We start from the raw sequence: 18,250 nt of genomic DNA on the forward strand, positions 1-18,250 counted from the left end.
GTGCAAGGCCCCCGGCCACAACGGAAAATGCAGATGACAGACACCGCGCCCAAAGCCCGCTACATCGCCGATTTCCTGCGCCCCGCCGCGATCGCCACACCGCTGATCCGCGTGGGGGCCTTTGGCGATGGCGGTTATCTGCTGCCCAACGATCTGAACGGTATCGCCGCCTGCTATTCCCCCGGTGTGTCGCGGCAATCGACGTTTGAACTGGACCTGGCCAAGCATGGCATCCCGTCCTTCATGGCCGACGGGTCCATCGACGGTCCGGCCATCGACATCCCCGGCAGCACCTTTACCCGTCGCTTCGTCGGCCCCGAGGATACACCCGACCGGATGTCGATCGCCACATGGGTGGCCCAGACCGACCCCGCGCCCGGCGCCGACCTGCTGTTGCAGATGGATATCGAGGGCGATGAATACACCACGCTGGCGGCCGTGCCCGACGACCTGCTGGACCGCTTTCGCATCATCGTGCTGGAACTGCATCGCCTGCCCTCGATCCTGTCCAAGGACATCTCGTTCCAGCGGGCCCGGCGCGCGATCGACAAGCTGCGGTCGCGCTTTCAGGCGGTGCATCTGCACACGAACAACGCGTCCGGCACGGTCGAACTGGACGGCACCCAGATCCCGCGGGTGGTCGAGGTCACGCTGCTGCGCAAGGATCGGGTAACCGTCACAGGGCCGGTCACGACCCTGCCCCACCCGTTGGACCGACGGCACCGGCTGCATCAACCCGATATCCCGGTGCCCCCCGCATGGCTGGGGGCGGCGGATCAGTCCGCGCCGGGCGCGTCTTCGTAGCGGGGCAGCGGTGCGGCGGCTGGGTCGATCCCGTGCTTGTCCAGCAAGTGATGAATATAGCTGCCCGTCTCTGGCAGCCCGCCCATACCGGCCAGGAACCGCTTGATCCGCCGTCCATAGAAATGGACCGAGTAGGTATCGGGCTTGATAAACCCTTCTATCCGGGCGCGTTTCGAGGCAAAGCCCATCTTGCGCCGGTGCAGGAACGGCACGGGGTAAAGACCGTGAACCGGCAGCGCGTATTGCGCCTCGCCGGTCTTTTGCAGGTAATGGGTGATCGCATGCGGGCCCCAAACACCCCAGGGCATGTCCGCCACATGCACCGGATCGCCCGCCGCGGCGCGGGCCTCCAGCGGGGCGCGCTCCTTGGCCGTATACCAGTCGGGGATCGCGTATTCGTCCCGGGTCATGTGCAACAGCGCGTCCAGTGCCGGGCTGTCGGCAGGCAGGCCCAGCACCCCGCCATTGATATGCTTTTCCGATTCCCAGCCGAAAAAATGACCCGTTTCGCTGTCAAAGGGGCGCAGGCAATAGGCATCGGTATCCGCCCAGATCACCCTGTCGCCCTGCCGCAGCAGGTGATAACGGAACACGTCGGAAAACAGCGCCGGGCTGCCGGTGCGGCCATGGGTCAGGAAGGTCTGCGGATCCAGCACCTGCCGCCCGTCGGCCAGTTCGATCCCCTCGGGCACATTGGCGACGGGGCCGTAGTGATACAGCCGCACCGCGTGACCGGCATCGCGAAACGAGACGGCGCAAAGCTGTTCCATGTAGGACAGCGGCCCCTCGACCCAAAGCATGGCAATCTGGAAATCCTGGCTCACGCTGCGCGTCCTTGGCCGGGGCCTGTGGTGGCCCGGATGGGTGGGATCACATCCCGATACAGCAAGATCGCTAGCCCGATTCCCGCTGCCGAACAAGGCGCATGACAGCCGACCGCAGCACCATTATACTGGACGAAACGCAAAGACCCAGGGCATGAGCAGAGCTTCCCCATATGCGCGCCTTCCGGCCCGGGCCTTCTGGCGCAGTGCCGTGGCCGATGTCGGCATTCACGGCATGGATGCGCTATGGCGCTCGCCATGGACGCTGCCGGCGGATGCCCGGTTCACAACCTTCGGTTCCTGCTTTGCCCAGCATATCAGCCGGGCGCTGCGGTCCCGGGGCTTCAACTGGCTGAACTGCGAACCGGCACCGCCCGGCCTGCCGGACGAGGTCGCGCGGATGTTCAATTACGGCGTCTTCTCGGCGCGGACGGGCAACATCTATACCGCGCGGCAATTGCTGCACTGGACGCGGCTGGCGCTGGACCCCGCCCTGATCGACCGGCAGGAAATCTGGGACGAGGTCACGCGCAAGGGCACGTGCTACCGGCCCGCGCTTTGCCCGGTGATAGAACCTGACGGCTTTCCCACCGAGGCAGAGGCGCGCGGCGCCCTGGCCGGAACGGCCCGTGCCTTTCGCCGGGCGTTTACCGAAACCGATGTGTTCGTCTTTACCCTGGGCCTGACAGAGGGCTGGGTGAACCGCGACAGCGGTGCCCCCTACGCGCTGTGCCCCGGCACCATCGCAGGCCAGTTCGACGCCGACCGGCACCTGTTCGAAAACGCCGCCTACCCCGCGATCCGGGCGGATCTGGAAAACGCCTTCGCCCTGATGCGCGCGGCCAATCCCGACCTGCACATCCTGCTGACGGTTTCCCCGGTGCCGCTGACGGCCACCGCCTCGGGCGATCACGTGCTGCCCGCCACCACCTATTCCAAATCCACCCTGCGCGCGGTTGCGGGCGATCTGGCCGGCAGCGCAGCGCATGTCGATTACTTCCCCTCCTACGAGATCATCGCCGCACCGCCTGCGCGCGCGGCCTTCTTTGCGCCCAACCTGCGCTCGGTCGAGGAGGCGGGCGTCACCCTGGTCATGCAGCATTTCTTTGCCGGGCTGGACCTGTCCGCCCCAGCCCGCGGTCGGCAAACGGCCCGCCCGCAGGACGCCGCCGCAGTGGACGCCAGCCTGGCCGCCGAAGACCTGGTTTGCGAGGAACAATCCCTGGAGGCATCCGATGGCGCATGACGGCATGTCCAACACGGCGCCGCCAGACGGACAGGGCCCGCAGCTCATCCTGGTTGGCGACAGCCACGTCAAGGCCCTGCACGCAGGCTGCATGGCCCACGGCATTCCGGCGGCCATGCTGAAAAGCGGCGGAATTCACTGGAACGCGGGCAAGATCCGCGTTTTCGCCCCCCGGCGGGCCCGCAGCCCGGTTCTGCCCGCCCTGACCCCGGACATTCGGACGCTGGAACAGACCCTGGGGCATAGCGACATCTTCGACAGCGGGTTGCCGGTGATTGCCTCTGTCGGGTTTCACTGCGGGCATTTGGCCCGTGCCTTCGGGGCCGAGGGCCACATCGCCTGGCCCCCGCCCGAGGACCTGAGCGACGCGGAACGGCAGGAAAGCCTGTTCGCCTCGGGCGCGCTGGTCGCGGCCTTTGTCGAAAACCAACGGGCGCCGCATTTCGCCCTGCTGAAATACATCGCGCGCAAATGCCCGCTGACGGTCATCCTGCCCCCGCGCGCGCCCAAGAACGCACACAAGATCCGCTTTCGTCACAACATCGATGTCCTGACCGCCACCATTGCCGAACGGATGCGCGACATGGGCCTGGCGGTCTACGATCCGAACGCGGAATTCGCCGGTCCCGGCGAATTGCTGCCCTGGGACTGGGTCGAAGAGGACGGCTTTCACGGCACGACAGCCTATGGCACCGAGGTCATCGGACGGCTGGTATCACGCGGGGCACTGGCCCCGGCACAGACAGGAACAAGGGAACCCGCACCATGACATCCAACGATCCGCTGCGCCAACCGGGCTTTGCATCGGACGGGGAAATCCACAGGCTGCAAGGGGACGGATTCAGCCTGTTCCAATACCCTGATTACGATACCTACCGGGCGATCCAGCAAGAGGGCAACCGCCGCAAGATCGACTGGCAGTTCGTGCCGCAAAGCCATATCGCGCTATGCGCCGGGTTTGTCGAGCGCACCCTTGGCCAGGTTCGGTTCGGCATCTGCCACGGCACCCGGTCCGGCGCCGAACAGCGCTGGTTTGCCGAGGCGCTGCCCGGCCAGCCGCGGGTCATCGGGACCGAGATTTCGGACACCGCCAAGGATATCCCCGACACGGTGCAATGGGATTTCCACGACACCAACCCCGATTGGCACGAACGGGCGGATTTCGTCTACTCAAACTCGTGGGATCACGCCTTTGAACCGCTGCGCGCCTTTGCCAGCTGGCTGGACAGCCTGCGGCCCGGCGGTCTGCTGCTGCTGGACCACACCGAGGGCCACATCGCACGCAAGGCCAATCAGCTGGACGCCTTCGGGATCAAGCGCGGACGGCTGCAACGCCTGCTGAGGGCGGAATTCGGCGAGATCGCCGACCCGATGGAGGCGCTGGATTTCACCCAGGCCAATCCCGACTACCCCGCCCATGTGGTGGTGATGCGCAAGCGCAGCTGACCCCCGCCGCTACCGGGCCTTTTCCAGGTAGCGCGCCTTGCGGTTGACGAATTTCTGCTGCGTGGGCGCCAGTTCGGCGGCCCGGTCCAGTGCCGCGGCCGCAGCCTGCACATCGCCCAGGTCGCGGCACAACTCGGCCAGGTCGGCGTGAATCAGCGCGGTGGTGGTGTCGATCCGCGCGGCATCCTCCCAAGCGATGCGGGCTGCATTCAGCTGCCCCGCCTGGCGCAGGAAATAGCCCAGCAGATAGGCCCAATAGGGCTGATTGGTGCTGCGTTCGGCCAGCGGGCGGATCAGATCGACCGCTGCCTCGGGGTCGCCCGACAGGGCCAGGATCTCGGCCTGGCGCTTGATGACCAGCGGATCGTCGGGCCGCGCGGCAAGGCTGGCGCCATGGCTGGACAATGCCCCCGCCGCATCGCCCATGCGGGCCTGCACCAGCGCGCCATAGCTGGCGCGTTCCTCGCGGTCGCTCTCATCGCCTGCGGCCATCACCGCGTCGTGGATATCCTGCAACGCCTTGGCGTTCTCGACCACCCGCTCGGCCTTGCCGTCCATCACGAAATAGGGCCACTCCACCACGATGGTGGAAAAATCGAAAGCGCGGCGCCGGATCAGCTTGTTCTGTACCAGCAACATGTTCGCCCGCATGTAGGGCACGCGCATGGCCTGCAAGACCGGCATGCTGAAGGGCAGCGGATGATCGGGTTTCAAACGCCGACGGTTGATCATGAAACTGCCCACCAGCGCCACGTCCGGCAGGAAAGGTTTCTGCCAGAAGGCGCGCAAATAGGTCCGGTGACAGCGGACCGCCTTGCCAAGCGCGCCCAGAATCAGCGCGTGGATCGCGGTAGCCGCAGCATGGGATTCCTGCCAGAGGTTGGGATCGTTCAACGCCCGCTCGATATTCTCTTTCGCCTCGTCCCAGCGTTTCAGGTAGAGGCAATTGACCGCGTGCAGAAGCGGCACGAACGCGTTGTTTGCCCCACTGTCCAGAACGATACGGCCGATTTCCCAGGCTTCCTCCTCGCGCCCCTGCACGGGCAGGCGGGCGGCCAGCTTGGCATAGAGATGCGCGGCCTCGCTGGGGGTAACGAAACTGTCGATGCCGGTCTTGAAACGGGCCAGCAGCGCCTCGTAGGCGGCGTCGCGTTCCGCGCTGTCCAGCACATCGACAAAGCGCATCCGCTCGCGCCCGCTGACAAGTGCCGCCGCCCGGCTGAAGGCGCTGATCGCGGGCGCGACGATCCGGTCCGCCCGCGACATGGCGTACAGTTCCAGGAAATCGCGCTGCGCTACGGTGCAACCCTCAAGCTGGACAATCTCATCCAGGCCCCGCACCGCCGGGTGCGCCGTCTGGAAGCGGGCGCGGCTTTCGGGCTGGTCGGAAAACACCAGCGCGACATCGGGGTTCTCTTTTTGCAGATGCACCGAATACAACTCGTCCGGTTCGATCTTGGAGGGCCACTGTTTGTGCATCCAGGGATCGGCATTCAGGATGTCGCCGCGCCGGATGTGATAGGCCACGCTGCGCCCGCCCTTGCCCGACAGCACCGCATCGATACGCGCGATCTGCGCGGCCACCGCCGGGTCGAAATCGATTTCGCGGATCAGGTCGGGGAAACGCTGGCGCAGGCTTTCGGCATCCTCCCACGGGAAGGCGACGATATCGAAACCTTCGTCCAACAGCACATGCCCACCGGCCTCCAGATGCGTTTGCAGCGCATCGGGCGTCGGATCGTCAAGGAATTTCCAGATCGGTGCCACCCGATCCTGAACATCGGCGAAGGCGTCGTTGTCGATAAAATGCCGGTCGATGAAAGATCGTGAAAACAGCTCGGCCGGATTGTCCAGCGTCGGGGCTTCTGCACCGGGGGGAAACCAGTTGATGCGAAAGTCGGTCTGGTAATCCCGCGACAGGCGGATCACCGTCAGCATCATCAACAGACGCGCGCCCAACTGGTCGCGCCGCTGTCCGAAAAAAAACCCGCGTCCCCGATGGTGCGAACTGGCCATGCCTATCCCTGACGTTTACACTTCGGAGAAAAAGCAAGAACATACCGGAAAGCAACCCTCGAGCAACCATAGCGGCATCCCATGGCCCAACCCGCGCAAGCCCTGCTGACGACCTGGCTGGATCATCCGACCTCTGCCTTCGTGGAATGGGTCGCGCATCATCGCGCCCTGGGGATCGACCGGATTCACGTTTTTCTGCGCGATACGCAAGAGGGCCCGCCGCCGCTGGCCGCGGCGCTGGAACGGGCCGGGGTGATCGAGATAACCCCCATCCCCTTCGATGCCGCAGAGGCGGCGGAACAGATCCGCAACGCCGCCATCCGCGCCGCACAGCTGGAGGCAGCCGAGGATAACGGCTGGGGCCTGTTCCTGGCGCAGGACGAATACCTTTTGCTGCCCCGCCATGACAGCCTGGCGGGGCTGATGCGCACCTTGAAGGGGGTGCATGCACTGTCCGCCCCGGTGCGCCTCTTCTTCGCCGACGGGCTGGAACGCCCCCACCAGCCCGGGGCGGTTCTGGCGGATATCGACCATCGCGCGCCCGACGCCCCGGCGGACGGCAGCGGCGGGCGCGAATGGCGCACGGTGGTCAAGCGCGGCCTGTGGACGGCGCGCCTGCCCGGCTATCCCGTAGGGCCGGTAAAGCGCGATCTCAGCCGCTTGCGGTGGCTGAACGGGGCGGGCGCGCCGATGCCAACACCGCGCGGCAACCGGACCTGGCAGCGGGACGCAGCAGCGTTCGAGGACGCGCTGATCTGTATCGCGCGGGTGCCGGTGCCGCGTGTCGAAACACTGCTGTTGCGCGCCGCGTATGTGCAGCCAGGCAAGGCGCAGGCGATGCCCAGCGATCTGGCGCCGCTGATCGACGCCGCCCGCGCCAACGACCACTTGCCGGACAATGGGCTTGAACGCGCCGCACAGCTTCGCGCCGAACAGATCGCGCACCTGCTGGCCCTGCCCGAGGTCGCCCAGGCCTATCGCGACCAGTGCGAGGAGGAAGAGGCCCGCATCACCGTCCAGACGAAACGCCACCCGCTGTGGAAGGCGATCCTGGGCTATGTGGATGGCGCGCCGCTGCCCCCAGACCCGCCGGTGCGCGGCGCCGCGACGGTGCCGACCGCACCGCTGGACAAACCCGCCGCAAAGCCCGCACCAACCGCCGCGCCGCAGGCCGCAGCGCCTGCGCCGGCCAAGCCGGTCAAGGAACACCCTCACGTTCCCGACGCCTTTGCCCGCATCGCGACCGCCCCGCCCCCCGCCTGGTTCGCCGAAATCTATCCCGGCGGCGATCGGCAGGGGTCGTTCGTAAAGCTGGAAAACCATGCGCTGCTGCATATCGAACGGTCGCCCGACACGTTGATCGTCACCTTCGACAACATCTCGAACGTGCACGACATCTCTTTCGGGCGCGAGCCATGGGCCTATCGCTTCGTGCGCGGGGGCGGGTATTCGCATTTCGCCATCATCGCGCGGCGCAAGGACTGGTATCGCGACACGCAGTTGATCGACGAATTGCACCGGCTGACCGAACGCGGCGTCTTTGCCCGCTACAAGAAGGTCGTGCTGGCCGGCACCTCTATGGGCGGGTTCGCGGCGATGGCTTTTGCCTCGCTGGTGCCGGGCTGCATCGTGCTGGCCTACTCGCCGCAAACCACGCTGGATCAGGATCTGGTCCCGTGGGAGGATCGCTTTGGCATGGGGCGGGAACGCAACTGGGCGCTGCCCCATTCCGACGCCGCCTTCGAAATCCAGGGGGCGAAACGGGTCTTTGTGATCTACGACCCCTTCTTCGAGCCTGACACGCGCCATATCCAGCGGCTGGAGGGCGACAACATCACCCTGCTGAAATGCTGGTTCGCCGGGCATTTCTCCGCAGTATTCATCCGGCGGGCCAACATCATCAAGCCGCTGTTCCAGATGGTCATAGACGAAACCCTGACGGAACAATCGTATTACCGGCTGTTGCGGGACCGCCGGGCGCTGGCCTGGTATCGCAAGGCGATGGAGGAACGCGCCATCGCCCGCGGGCACGACCGGCTGGCCGCGCGCATCGGCCCGGCCTTTCAGCGCGTGCGCCAGCAGCGCACGCGCGAGGAGGCGTGAACATGGCCAGCCTTTCGCAACAGACGCCCAGCCGCGTGATCTTTACCACGATGAAGAACGAAGGGCCGTTCATCCTTGAATGGGTGGCCTACTACCTGTCGCTGGGGTTCACCGGCTTTGTCATTTGCACCAATGACTGCGACGATGGCACCGACCTGATCATCGACCGGTTGGAGGAACTGGGAGTCGCCAGCCACCGCCCCAACCGCATCCGCCCGGGCGACAACCCCCAGCACAAGGCCCTGGGCCGTATCCGGGTCCACCCTTGGGTGCAGGACGCGGACTGGCTGTTCGGGATCGATGTGGACGAATTCCTGAACATTCGCGTCGGCAACCGGACGCTGGACGATTTCATCGACGCAATCGGCGATGTCGACGCGGTATCGCCGACGTGGAAGCTGTTCGGCTGCGGCGGGGTCGAGTTCTACGAGGACCGCCCGGTCACGGAACAGTTCTTCCTGGCCGATCACGAGGACAAGCCGTCCTCGGGGCGGGCGCACGGGTTCAAGACGATGTTTCGCAACAACGGCACCTTCATGCGCTTCAACCCGCACCGGCCCAAGAACCTGATGCCCGGCAAATCCAGCGCGAATGTGCGCTGGTCCGATTGCGGCGGCAACCTGCGCGCAATGGACAAGGTCGGCTGGCGGTCATGGTTCGGGTTCAGCCACGAATACGCACGGCTGCATCACTACTCGGTCCGCTCTATCGAAAGCTTCCTGGTCAAGCGCGCGCGCGGGCGCACCAACCATATCAAGCGCGACCAGAGCCAGCATTACTGGGCCGACATGAACGTGAACGAGGCCGAGGACCGATCAATCCTGCCGCTGGCCGAGCGCATGCGCCCGGTGCTGGACGAGTTGAAATCGGACCCGATCCTGAAAGAGCTGCATGACGCCGCCGTAGGCTGGCACCGCGCCAAGATCGCCGAATTGAAGGCCCGCGAGGACTGGACCGATTTCCGCCAATGGCTGGTGGACAACAAGCTGCGGGCCGCCCCGCCCGCCGTTCTGGACTATGAAACCTGAACCAGGCAGGAGCCGCGCATGCCCATGACCGACAGCGCGGACCCGTCCGCCCCTGGCCCCGGCGGCCTGTTGATCCATATCGGCTCGCAAAAGACGGGTAGCACTGCGTTGCAGAACTTTCTCAGCGCGAACGAAACGGCCCTGGCCGGGCGCGGCCTGCGTTTTCTGGCGACGGGGCGGCGCAACATCTCGCATAACAGCCTGTTCCGGCCCCTGCGCGGCCCGGATGCAGCCGCCATATGGGCCGATGTCGCAGCCGAGGTCGCCGCCCACCCGGACACGCTGTCGATCATGTCTAGCGAGAATTTCTTCGACCGCGACATCGCCGCGGCGATGGCCAGGCACATGCCCGCCGGGCTGCGCGGCGCCTGCCGGGTTGTGGCCTATGCCCGACGGCAGGACGCCTACCTGGAAGCGATGTACAAGCAGAAGACCAAGAACGGCCGCGAACACCTGTCCCCCCTGGATTTCGTCGCAAAGGTCGGCGACGAGATCGCCGATTACCGGGCGATCCTGGGGGCCTTTGCCGATGTGATCGGCGACGATGCCGTCATCCTGCGCCGATTCGAACGCCGCGCGCTGAAAAACGGCGATGTCATCGCCGATTTCCTGGGGGTGCTGGGGCTGAACATGGCAGATGCGGATTTCGTTCAGCCGGAACGCGACGCCAACCAGACCCTGTCGCGCGCCGTGACCGAGCAGATGGGCGCCCTGGCCCGCCACACGAAAATCAACGTGCGCGAACTGGCACGCGAAATGATCCTGGACCCCGACGGCGCCCCACGCCGGTCGCGCGATGTCTTTACCAAGGGCCAATGCTTGCAGATCATGGCACATTTCGCCGACGGGAACGCCGCCGTTTGCAAACGCTTCATCAAGGACGATGACGGGCCGCTGTTCGACATGGCCGATCTCGCGCCAGACGCGCCCGACCGCTATCCCCCCCCGCAAGAGGAACTGGCGCTATATGCCCAGGCGCAGGAACGGATCGCCGCTGCGATCGGACGGATCGAACGCCGCAACCGGGCGCGGTTGTTCCGCGGCTGATCCTCAGGCCGTGCGCGCGCAATGCACGAACAGGTCGCGGTTGGCGGGATCTTCCAGCAAGCTTTCCAGCCGCGCCGCGTAGTGGCGCAGCGCCTTTTGCCGCAACCGCCCCAGCCGCCCGCCGCTTTGGTCATCCAGCACGGCCATCTCGGCCGCGATATCGGCGGCGCGGTCGTGCAGCGTCCTGTCCTGGTCCACGTTCGCCCGCTTTTGCCGGCGGTTCCAAAAATTCTCGCGCAGGTCGCGATCGGGCTGGTGGGCGCTGCCCCGCGTGGCCTTGATCAAAAAGCTGGAGGCATCCCGCAACACGTAGTGGTTCACCTGCGCCAACGACAAAAGCCCCGGATCGGTCGATCGGAAATTCTTGATCTCGAACGCCCCCTCGACCAAGCCCGAGCCATTGACCGTGCGCAACGGGCCGCCCGCGTCATCGCGGGGATGGACCCTGTGCACGCCCGGACGTTCGAACAGCGCGGTGCGAAACAGCGTCTTGTAGGCCTTCAACTCGCCCGACATGTCGGCGGCCCGGTCGCAAAGGGTAAACCGTTCCGTGACCAGCCGATCCGAAAGCGAGGCATAGCCCCCCGCGCCGAAGAACCGCCAGTTGACCAGCACCTGGTCCGTATCGGGCACGGCGGCCAACAGATCCTGCACCCGGCCCGCCCCGCATTTCACGCACAGGAATTCATCCAGGTCCAGCGCCATGGCCCAGTCCGCCGCGCGGTAGCTGTCCAGCTTTGCGGCGCGCGTATAGGCGCGTATCTGGTGGCGCCCGCGCTTGGCCGGGTTGTCGAAATAGGAAATCGCACCGATCCGGTCCAACTCGGTCAGGATCGCCGCGGTGCCATCCGTGCTGTCGTTCTGAAAAACGATGATCGGGTCGAACCCCGCAAGCCGATGATACGCGACCCATTCCAGCAGGAACGGGCCTTCATCCTTCGCTGTTGCAACGAGGGCGATTTTCAACCAGCCTGACTCCACGCTTCACGGATGTTGCCGCCGACGGTAAGAGATACACAGCGCCATGTGAAGCGGCGATCGGGCAGGACACGCTGCCCGCAAAGGGCAGAAAAAACAGTGAAGACAGGCCGCCATGGGAATTGATCTTGCCGCTTTCGACTTCTTGCTGCGGATCGTCCCGGCGCTGGAACGCAAGGACAGGATGGTCATGCTGGGCCGGCAAAGCCTGCATGTCGCCATCCCGCGCCTGCGCAACCGCGCGGACCGCCTGCTGGATGCCTATTGCCCCGGCCTGACCCTGGAAGCGCTGGAAAACGCCAATGGCGGCTATGCCGAACCCTTTTTCCAGCGGCTGGGGTTCGATCAGGTGGACAGCCTGGATTATTCCGATTTCGAGGGCGCGACGCTGGTCCACGACCTGAACACGCCGCTGCCCAAGAAACTGCACCGCAAATACGATCTGGTGTTCGATGGCGGCACGCTGGAGCATGTGTTCGACGTGAAGACGGCCCTGACCAACGCCTATGACTTGCTTGCACCGGGGGGCAGTTTCATCGGCATTTCACCGGGCAACAATTTCTTTGCCCACGGGTTCTACCAATTCTCGCCGGACCTGGTGTTTTCCTTCTGGAAACGCGGCATGGGCTGCGAGGTGCCGGAATGCTGGGTGCTGCCCGAACGGCCGCGCGACAAGCCGTGGCAGATATTCGATCCGCACGAAACCGGCCACCGTGTGCGCGTCGCAGGCAAGATGCCCGCGCAGCGCACCTATCTGGCCTATGTCGTCCACCGCCCCAAGCGCGCCAAGGCCCGCAGCGGCGTGCAACAAAGCGACTACACCCACCGCTGGGCCGAGGACGGCTAGACGCCCGATCAGGTGTTGAACAGGAAGTGCATCACGTCGCCGTCCTGCACAACGTATCCCTTGCCCTCGGCCCGCATCTTGCCGGCATCCTTGGCCCCCTGCTCGCCCCCGCAAGCGATGAAATCGTCATAGGCGATGGTTTCGGCCCGAATAAAGCCGCGTTCGAAATCGCCGTGGATGACGCCGGCGGCCTTGGGCGCTGAGGTGCCCTCGGGGATGGTCCAGGCGCGGGCCTCTTTCGGGCCGACGGTGAAATAGGTCTGCAGCCCCAACAGCTTGTGCCCCGCCTTGATAAGGCGATCCAGCCCCGCCTCTTCCAGGCCCAGTTCGGACAGGAACATCTCGGCCTCTTCGGCGTCCAGCTGGCTGATCTCTTCCTCGATCTTGGCGGAAATCACAACGCTGGCGGCGCCCTGTTCGGCGGCCATCGCGGCCACGGCGGCGGAATGCGCGTTGCCCTGCGCCGCCTCGTCCTCGGACACGTTGCATACGTATAGGACCGGCTTGGCGGTCAGCAGTTGCAGCATGTCCCAGGCCTTGGCGTCATCCTCGGCCACCTCGACGGTGCGGGCGGGTTGGCCGTTTTCCAGGGCGGCCAGCGCCTCTTTCAGCAGGCGTTCCTGCTGGACGGCCTCCTTGTCGCCGCCGCGCACCTTGCGGACCAGCCCCTGCAGGCGCTTTTCGATGCTTTCCATGTCGGCCAGCATCAACTCGGTCTCGATCACCTCTGCATCGGCCACGGGGTTCACCCGCCCCTCGACATGGGTAACATCGCCATCCTCGAAACAGCGCAGGACATGGGCGATGGCGTCGCATTCGCGGATATTGGCCAGGAACTGGTTGCCCAGCCCCTCGCCCTTGGAGGCGCCCTTCACCAGCCCCGCGATGTCGACAAAGGTCATCCGGGTGGGGATGATCTGTTTGGAACCAGCAATCTCGGCCAGCTTGTCCAGGCGCGGGTCGGGCACGGCCACCTCGCCCACGTTGGGTTCGATGGTGCAGAAGGGGAAATTCGCCGCCTGCGCCGCCGCGGTGCGGGTCAGCGCGTTGAAAAGCGTCGATTTGCCCACGTTCGGCAGGCCGACGATGCCGGTCTTGAAGCCCATGTCCCTCTCCTTGGCTGGTCCGCGCGCATGTAGGGGGCGGGCGGGCGCGGCGTCAAGGCGGGGCAGCGCGCAAACCGCCCATTGATTTTCCCCGCGCCCTGCCGCAAACCGCCATGGACCACAGCCGGGAGGACACCATGACGCGCATCGACGCCAAGTTCGCAGAACTGCAAGCCGCAGGCCGCAAGGCCTTCGTCGCCTATGTCATGGCGGGCGACCCCGATTACGACACCTCGCTGCAGATCGTGAAGGGTCTGCCCGGCGCGGGCGTGGACATCATCGAACTGGGCATTCCGTTCACCGACCCGATGGCCGACGGCCCGACCATCCAGCTGGCCGGGCAGCGCGCGCTGGAGGGGGGCCAGACCCTGGAAAAGACCCTGGCCATGGCGCGGGCGTTTCGCGAAACCGATGACACCACGCCGATCGTGATGATGGGCTATTACAACCCGATCTATAACCGGGGTGTGGACACCTTCCTGGCCGATACCAAGGCCGCCGGGGTGGATGGTCTGATCGTCGTGGACCTGCCCCCCGAAGAGGATGACGAACTGTGCATCCCCGCGCAAAAGGCGGGGCTGAACTTTATCCGGCTGGCCACGCCCACGACCGACGACAAGCGCCTGCCGCGTGTGCTGCAGAATACCAGCGGGTTCGTCTACTATGTCTCGATCACCGGGATCACCGGCGCGGCCGAGGCGCAGGCCACCGATGTCGCCCCCGAGGTGGCGCGGATCAAGGGCCAGACCGACCTACCGGTGATCGTGGGCTTTGGCATCAAGACCCCCGAAACCGCCCAGGCGATTGCCAGCGTGGCCGATGGCGCGGTGGTCGGCTCTGCCATCGTCAAGCAGATCGAAGAGGGCCGCCCGGTGCCGGAAATTCTGGATTACGTCGCGGGCCTGGCCGCGGGTGCGCACCGGGGCTGATCGCCCCGGCGGATCACGCCTTCATCCGATAGCCCGATTTCAGCCAGCGCCAGCACAGCGCCATCACGACCCCGGTGCTGATCGTGCAGACGACCAGCCCCAGCCAGGGCGAGCTGTCGGATTTCCCGATCATCCCGTATCGCACCCCGTCGATCAGGTAGAAAACAGGGTTCACATGGGTGATGACCTGCATCGCCAACGGCAGCCGCTCGATGGAATAAAAGGTGCCGGACAGAAAGCTCAGCGGCGTGACGATGAAATTCGTGATCGCCGCCATCTGGTCGAACTTGTTCGCCAGGATCGCCGCCACGATCCCCAGCCCCGCCAGGAAGGTCGACCCGAGCAGCACGAACACCGCCGCCCAGACCGGATGCGCCACCCCGGTACCCAGAACCAGCGTCATCAGCGCGCCGATGGCAACCGCCACCAGCACACCGCGCGCCACCCCGCCGATCGTGTAGCCGACCAGCAGTTCCGCCGCCGACAGGGGCGGCATCAGGGTGTCGACGATATTGCCCTGGATCTTGGAAATCAGGATCGAGGACGAGGTATTGGCAAAGGCGTTCTGGATCACCGTCATCATCAGGATGCCCGGCGCCAGGAACTGGATGAAGGGCACGCCCATCACCTCGCCCCGCGTGGGGCCGATGGCCAGCGAAAAGACCCCCAGGAACAGCCCCGCCGTGACCAGCGGCGCGGCCAGGGTCTGGGTCCAGACCGCCATGAAGCGCTGGATTTCCCGCCTGCTCAGCGTGGCGAGCCCCAGCCAGTTCACGCGCCCGAAACGGCGCACGCCCATCGCACTTGCCTTCATCGGTCCTGTCCCCATCTTCCAGTCCGTGGCTTGTATCCCGGTTTATGCCCGGATTAAAATAGCCGCTCACCGGAATTCTCAAGCCGGCGGGACCGGACGATCATCGCCACCTGCCCGCCGTCAGCCAAGGAAACACGAATGTCCTGGACCGAAGAGCGCGTCGAAACACTGAAACGCATGTGGGCCGAGGGCCAGTCTGCCAGCCAGATCGCGAAAGAGCTGGGCGGCGTGACCCGCAACGCAGTGATCGGCAAGGTGCACCGGCTGGGGCTGTCGAACCGCGCGGGCACCGCCGCGGCCAAGTCCCAGTCCGCCCCGGCCAAGGAAAAGACCGCCCCCAAGGCCGAAGCCGCGCCCAAACCCGCAGCAGAGGCCCCCAAGCCCGCCCCGCAAGAGCCGCCCGCCACGGCCCCGGCCACCGAGGCCGAGCCGCCCAAGCCCGCCGCCGCACCGGCCCCGGTGCCCGCCACGCGCAAGCCGGTCACCCCCGCCGGGCAACCCCTGCCGCCGCAACCTTCGGCCAACGAGATCAGCCCCGAGTCGCTGGCCTCGGCCCGCGAGGTGGAAAAGAACGCCAAGAAGCTGACGCTGATGGAGCTGACCGAGCGGACCTGCAAATGGCCCGTGGGTGACCCGGCAACGGATGATTTCTGGTTCTGCGGCCTGCCCGTGCAGCCCGGCAAACCCTATTGCGAGGCGCATGTCGGCGTCGCCTTCCAACCGATGAGCGCGCGCCGCGACCGCAAGCGCTAGATGGCCGCCCGATGTTCGAGGGCCTGCTTATGCTGACCCTCGGCGGCTGGGGCTGGCAAGCCTTGCTGTGGATGCACTGGGGCGGCTGACCCGCCAGCCCCGCATCACCCCGCTGGTGCGGGTGGGCCTGCGGGTCTGGACATCCTGTCAATCCACACGGTGTGCTGGCGTCGGATCACCGCTGGCGCTGACCATGGTCGCCTTCCTGTTGGGGGTCAGGCTGACGGCCACCGCGGCTACGCTTGTCGTGATCGCGGGCGGGCGGGGCGCCCCCGCCTACTTGATCCCGAAGAGGCCCCTCAGCCCCTTCTCGGCCTCTTCGCGCAGTTTGCGCCGGGCGGCATCTTCCAGGCTTTCACCCTCGTCCGAGGAGACCCCCAATTCCTCGGCTGCGCGGGTGCGCAGATCCTCACGCGCCTTCTCCGCCACTGCCTCGGCCTGCTCTTTCAGCGCCTCGCGCTGTCCCTCCAGATCCAGTTCTTCTTCGGCCAGCGCCTCCAGGTCCAGCTGGAATTTCGGGTCGGACCACGACCCCCGGATCAGCAGCGGCACCTTCAGCCCGCCCTTTCCATCCGTTCCCGACAGCGCGGTGGGCACCAGCCGGTATTTCACCGTCTGCCCACCCAGGCCCACGCGCCCCTCGCCCACCGCGCGCAGAAGGGGCGCGACGAAGGACAGGTCATCGTTGCGCAGCACGCCGTCCTCGATGGTAAAACTGGCCGTGATCGCGTCAAAGATCGTCTTGGACCCCTTGCCGACATAAGAGGTGTCCAGCGTGCGCAGCATCCCGGTGATATCCAGACCCAGGATTTCCCCCTTGCCAAAGCTGACCGCGCCAGTGCCATCCAGGCTGTCCATGATCGCGGCCAGCGACGCGCCCGAGCCCAGCACCGACAGCGTGACATCCCCTTGACCGATCAGCCGCTCGAACCCGGCCAGATCGCCCAGCAGCGGCTGCATCTGCATGCCCGCCACGGCCAGATCGCCCCGCACCGACAGCCCCCCGCGGCCATTGACCACCACCGCGCCGGTGACGGTGCCGCCATAACCCTGCACCCGTTGCAGGTCGATCACCAGCCGCCGGTCGGTCAGCGTGGCCCGGATCTGCGTCGGACCAAGCTGTCCCTTGCCCAGGTTCACACTGTCTGCGGTCAGCGCCAGTTCGGCGTCCAGCGCACCCAATGCGCCCACGTCGATGGGCGCGGTGGACCAGCCCCGCGCCGTGTCACCGCCCGCCGCGCCGTTGGCCTGCGGCTCTTCCAGGGTAAAGGCGGACAGATCCAGCGCCCCGGCCCGGAACTGCCCGGTCAGGCGCGGCTTTTCCTGCAAGAACAGGTCGGCGGCCCCGCTCAGGACATTGTCGTCCTGTCGTAAGGTCGCCTCTCGCAGGTGAACGGACCCTTCGGGCGCGTAGGTCAGTTGCCCGCTCACGCCCAGACGCTGGCCCACGCCCGGCGGCAGGTCCGGCGCGGGCTGCCCCAGGGCCGCGAACAGGGCGGGCAGGTCCGTGGCCTCGGCCTGCACCGTGCCTTCGGCGGCCAGCGGGCGCAGACCGGCGCGCCCCTCGAACCCGGCCTTCGCCCCCGCCAGCGCGGCCTGCACCGCGACGGTGGAAACCCGGCCCTCCATCATCGCGGCAACCTGGCCGATGGTGACATCGGCGCTCAGGGGGGCACCGTTCAGCGTAGCCGACAAGGCCAGCGTGGCCGCCCCCGCATAGTCCGGCAGGGCCAGCGTTGCATCCAGCCCGGACAGATCGGTCCGCTGGCCGGTGGCGTGGTCGATATAGGTCACCCGCGCCCCGGTGATCCGCCCCGTATCCAGGGTAAAGGCACGCGGCGCACCGCCCCCGCCATCCCCCGGCGCGGCCCCGCCAGTGGCCTCCTCTCCGCCCAACGCCCAGTTCACCCGGCCGTCGGCGGCCCGCTCTAGCACGATCTGGGGCGCCTCGGCGGTGATCTGGCGGATCACGATGTCGCCCCCGATCAGCGCGCGCAGATCCAACCCGACCGACAGCCCCTTGGCCTGCAACAGCGGCCCCTGATCGGACCAGTCGGCATTGGACAGCGCCACCGGCCCGGTCGAAATCCCGATATCGGGCCAGATCGCCGGGCGCAGGCGCCCGGTCATCGTCAACTCGCGCCCGGTCGCGGCACGGATCTGGTCGGCTGCCAGCCCGGCGATGCGGTCGGCGGGCAGCAGGAACAGCGCCCCCACGGCCAGAACCACGAACACCCCAAGGGTCAGGACCAGACGAATCAACCAGCGCATCGCGCCCCCCGCGTTCACCTTCGACAGGCCCAAGCGTA

16 protein-coding genes are annotated in these 18,250 nt (G+C 66.3%); 10 read left to right on the forward strand and 6 right to left on the reverse strand.

Going from position 1 to position 18,250, the window contains the following annotated elements:
• The first annotated feature begins 33 nt into the window (after nt 1-33).
• Nucleotides 34-804 (forward strand): hypothetical protein, encoded by a 771-nt coding sequence (locus EV656_RS04845; RefSeq protein ID WP_132600168.1) that lies wholly within the window; start codon nt 34-36, stop codon nt 802-804.
• Here EV656_RS04845 and EV656_RS04850 read toward each other — a convergent pair.
• A complete protein-coding gene (locus tag EV656_RS04850) occupies nt 777-1,628 on the reverse strand; it encodes a glycosyltransferase family 32 protein (RefSeq protein WP_243695675.1) in 852 nt (283 codons plus the stop codon). The two genes, EV656_RS04845 and EV656_RS04850, sit on opposite strands and share 28 nt — an antisense overlap.
• A gap of 154 nt (nt 1,629-1,782) precedes the next feature.
• On the opposite strand from EV656_RS04850, the gene EV656_RS04855 reads away from it, so the two are divergent.
• Genes EV656_RS04855 through EV656_RS04865 form a run of 3 tightly spaced genes read left to right on the forward strand, consistent with a single transcriptional unit; the run spans nt 1,783 to nt 4,320 of the window.
• Nucleotides 1,783-2,874 carry a GSCFA domain-containing protein gene (locus EV656_RS04855; protein ID WP_132600171.1) on the forward strand — a complete coding sequence of 364 codons (1,092 nt, stop codon included), beginning with the start codon at nt 1,783-1,785 and terminating at the stop codon, nt 2,872-2,874.
• The gene (locus tag EV656_RS04860; protein WP_132600174.1) at nt 2,864-3,643 is read left to right on the forward strand and encodes a hypothetical protein; all 780 of its coding nucleotides are present in this window, start codon (nt 2,864-2,866) and stop codon (nt 3,641-3,643) included. Before EV656_RS04855 ends, EV656_RS04860 begins: the two co-directional genes overlap by 11 nt.
• A complete protein-coding gene (locus tag EV656_RS04865) occupies nt 3,640-4,320 on the forward strand; it encodes a class I SAM-dependent methyltransferase (protein ID WP_132600177.1) in 681 nt (226 codons plus the stop codon). Before EV656_RS04860 ends, EV656_RS04865 begins: the two co-directional genes overlap by 4 nt.
• A 9-nt stretch (nt 4,321-4,329) precedes the next feature.
• On the opposite strand, the gene EV656_RS04870 is transcribed toward EV656_RS04865, so the two are convergent.
• Nucleotides 4,330-6,336, reverse strand: a complete 2,007-nt coding sequence (locus EV656_RS04870) for a hypothetical protein (protein ID WP_132600180.1) — start codon at nt 6,334-6,336, stop codon at nt 4,330-4,332.
• Nucleotides 6,337-6,417: 81 nt separating this feature from the next.
• Here EV656_RS04870 and EV656_RS04875 point away from each other — a divergent pair, with 81 nt between their 5' ends.
• Genes EV656_RS04875 through EV656_RS04885 form a run of 3 tightly spaced genes read left to right on the forward strand, consistent with a single transcriptional unit; the run spans nt 6,418 to nt 10,514 of the window.
• The gene (locus tag EV656_RS04875) at nt 6,418-8,439 is read left to right on the forward strand and encodes a glycosyltransferase family 2 protein (protein WP_132600183.1); all 2,022 of its coding nucleotides are present in this window, start codon (nt 6,418-6,420) and stop codon (nt 8,437-8,439) included.
• A 2-nt stretch (nt 8,440-8,441) separates the two neighbouring features.
• Nucleotides 8,442-9,467 (forward strand): glycosyltransferase family 2 protein, encoded by a 1,026-nt coding sequence (locus tag EV656_RS04880; RefSeq protein WP_242469087.1) that lies wholly within the window; start codon nt 8,442-8,444, stop codon nt 9,465-9,467.
• 24 nt (nt 9,468-9,491) lie between these two features.
• The gene (locus EV656_RS04885) at nt 9,492-10,514 is read left to right on the forward strand and encodes a hypothetical protein (protein WP_132600186.1); all 1,023 of its coding nucleotides are present in this window, start codon (nt 9,492-9,494) and stop codon (nt 10,512-10,514) included.
• A 3-nt stretch (nt 10,515-10,517) separates the two neighbouring features.
• Here EV656_RS04885 and EV656_RS04890 read toward each other — a convergent pair whose 3' ends face one another.
• A complete protein-coding gene (locus EV656_RS04890) occupies nt 10,518-11,480 on the reverse strand; it encodes a glycosyltransferase family 2 protein (protein WP_165918935.1) in 963 nt (320 codons plus the stop codon).
• A 127-nt stretch (nt 11,481-11,607) separates the two neighbouring features.
• Between EV656_RS04890 and EV656_RS04895 the strand changes: the two genes are divergently transcribed.
• Nucleotides 11,608-12,339, forward strand: a complete 732-nt coding sequence (locus EV656_RS04895; protein WP_132600192.1) for a class I SAM-dependent methyltransferase — start codon at nt 11,608-11,610, stop codon at nt 12,337-12,339.
• An 8-nt stretch (nt 12,340-12,347) separates the two neighbouring features.
• Here EV656_RS04895 and ychF read toward each other — a convergent pair whose 3' ends face one another.
• Nucleotides 12,348-13,445 carry a redox-regulated ATPase YchF gene (gene ychF / locus EV656_RS04900; RefSeq protein ID WP_132600195.1) on the reverse strand — a complete coding sequence of 366 codons (1,098 nt, stop codon included), beginning with the start codon at nt 13,443-13,445 and terminating at the stop codon, nt 12,348-12,350.
• Nucleotides 13,446-13,582: 137 nt separating this feature from the next.
• On the opposite strand from ychF, the gene trpA reads away from it, so the two are divergent.
• Nucleotides 13,583-14,374: a tryptophan synthase subunit alpha gene (gene trpA, locus EV656_RS04905; protein WP_132600919.1), complete on the forward strand. Its 792-nt coding sequence runs from the start codon at nt 13,583-13,585 to the stop codon at nt 14,372-14,374.
• Nucleotides 14,375-14,387: 13 nt separating this feature from the next.
• Here the strand turns inward: trpA and EV656_RS04910 are convergent, their stop codons facing one another.
• Nucleotides 14,388-15,188, reverse strand: coding sequence for an ABC transporter permease (locus tag EV656_RS04910; RefSeq protein WP_243695676.1), 801 nt, complete (start codon nt 15,186-15,188; stop codon nt 14,388-14,390).
• A gap of 138 nt (nt 15,189-15,326) precedes the next feature.
• On the opposite strand from EV656_RS04910, the gene EV656_RS04915 reads away from it, so the two are divergent.
• Entirely contained in the window at nt 15,327-15,941 is a 615-nt protein-coding gene (locus tag EV656_RS04915; protein WP_132600198.1) for a GcrA family cell cycle regulator, read from the forward strand.
• Between the two features lie 276 nt (nt 15,942-16,217).
• On the opposite strand, the gene EV656_RS04920 is transcribed toward EV656_RS04915, so the two are convergent.
• On the reverse strand, nt 16,218-18,212 hold the full coding sequence (locus EV656_RS04920; protein WP_132600201.1) for an AsmA family protein: 1,995 nt from the start codon (nt 18,210-18,212) through the stop codon (nt 16,218-16,220).
• Between the last annotated feature and the right edge of the window lie 38 nt (nt 18,213-18,250).

It is taken from the genome of Rhodovulum adriaticum, from assembly GCF_004345735.1.
Classification (GTDB): domain Bacteria; phylum Pseudomonadota; class Alphaproteobacteria; order Rhodobacterales; family Rhodobacteraceae; genus Rhodovulum; species Rhodovulum adriaticum.

Bases quoted from the DNA above. Each gene is read 5' to 3' on its own strand.
- EV656_RS04845 (WP_132600168.1), top strand. From the start codon at position 34: ATGACAGACACCGCGCCCAAAGCCCGCTACATCGCCGATTTCCTGCGC.
- EV656_RS04910 (WP_243695676.1), bottom strand. From the start codon at position 15,188: ATGAAGGCAAGTGCGATGGGCGTGCGCCGTTTCGGGCGCGTGAACTGG.
- EV656_RS04885 (WP_132600186.1), top strand. From the start codon at position 9,492: ATGACCGACAGCGCGGACCCGTCCGCCCCTGGCCCCGGCGGCCTGTTG.
- EV656_RS04920 (WP_132600201.1), bottom strand. From the start codon at position 18,212: ATGCGCTGGTTGATTCGTCTGGTCCTGACCCTTGGGGTGTTCGTGGTT.
- trpA (WP_132600919.1), top strand. From the start codon at position 13,583: ATGACGCGCATCGACGCCAAGTTCGCAGAACTGCAAGCCGCAGGCCGC.
- EV656_RS04855 (WP_132600171.1), top strand. From the start codon at position 1,783: ATGAGCAGAGCTTCCCCATATGCGCGCCTTCCGGCCCGGGCCTTCTGG.
- EV656_RS04870 (WP_132600180.1), bottom strand. From the start codon at position 6,336: ATGGCCAGTTCGCACCATCGGGGACGCGGGTTTTTTTTCGGACAGCGG.
- ychF (WP_132600195.1), bottom strand. From the start codon at position 13,445: ATGGGCTTCAAGACCGGCATCGTCGGCCTGCCGAACGTGGGCAAATCG.
- EV656_RS04895 (WP_132600192.1), top strand. From the start codon at position 11,608: ATGGGAATTGATCTTGCCGCTTTCGACTTCTTGCTGCGGATCGTCCCG.
- EV656_RS04880 (WP_242469087.1), top strand. From the start codon at position 8,442: ATGGCCAGCCTTTCGCAACAGACGCCCAGCCGCGTGATCTTTACCACG.
- EV656_RS04915 (WP_132600198.1), top strand. From the start codon at position 15,327: ATGTCCTGGACCGAAGAGCGCGTCGAAACACTGAAACGCATGTGGGCC.
- EV656_RS04865 (WP_132600177.1), top strand. From the start codon at position 3,640: ATGACATCCAACGATCCGCTGCGCCAACCGGGCTTTGCATCGGACGGG.
- EV656_RS04875 (WP_132600183.1), top strand. From the start codon at position 6,418: ATGGCCCAACCCGCGCAAGCCCTGCTGACGACCTGGCTGGATCATCCG.
- EV656_RS04860 (WP_132600174.1), top strand. From the start codon at position 2,864: ATGGCGCATGACGGCATGTCCAACACGGCGCCGCCAGACGGACAGGGC.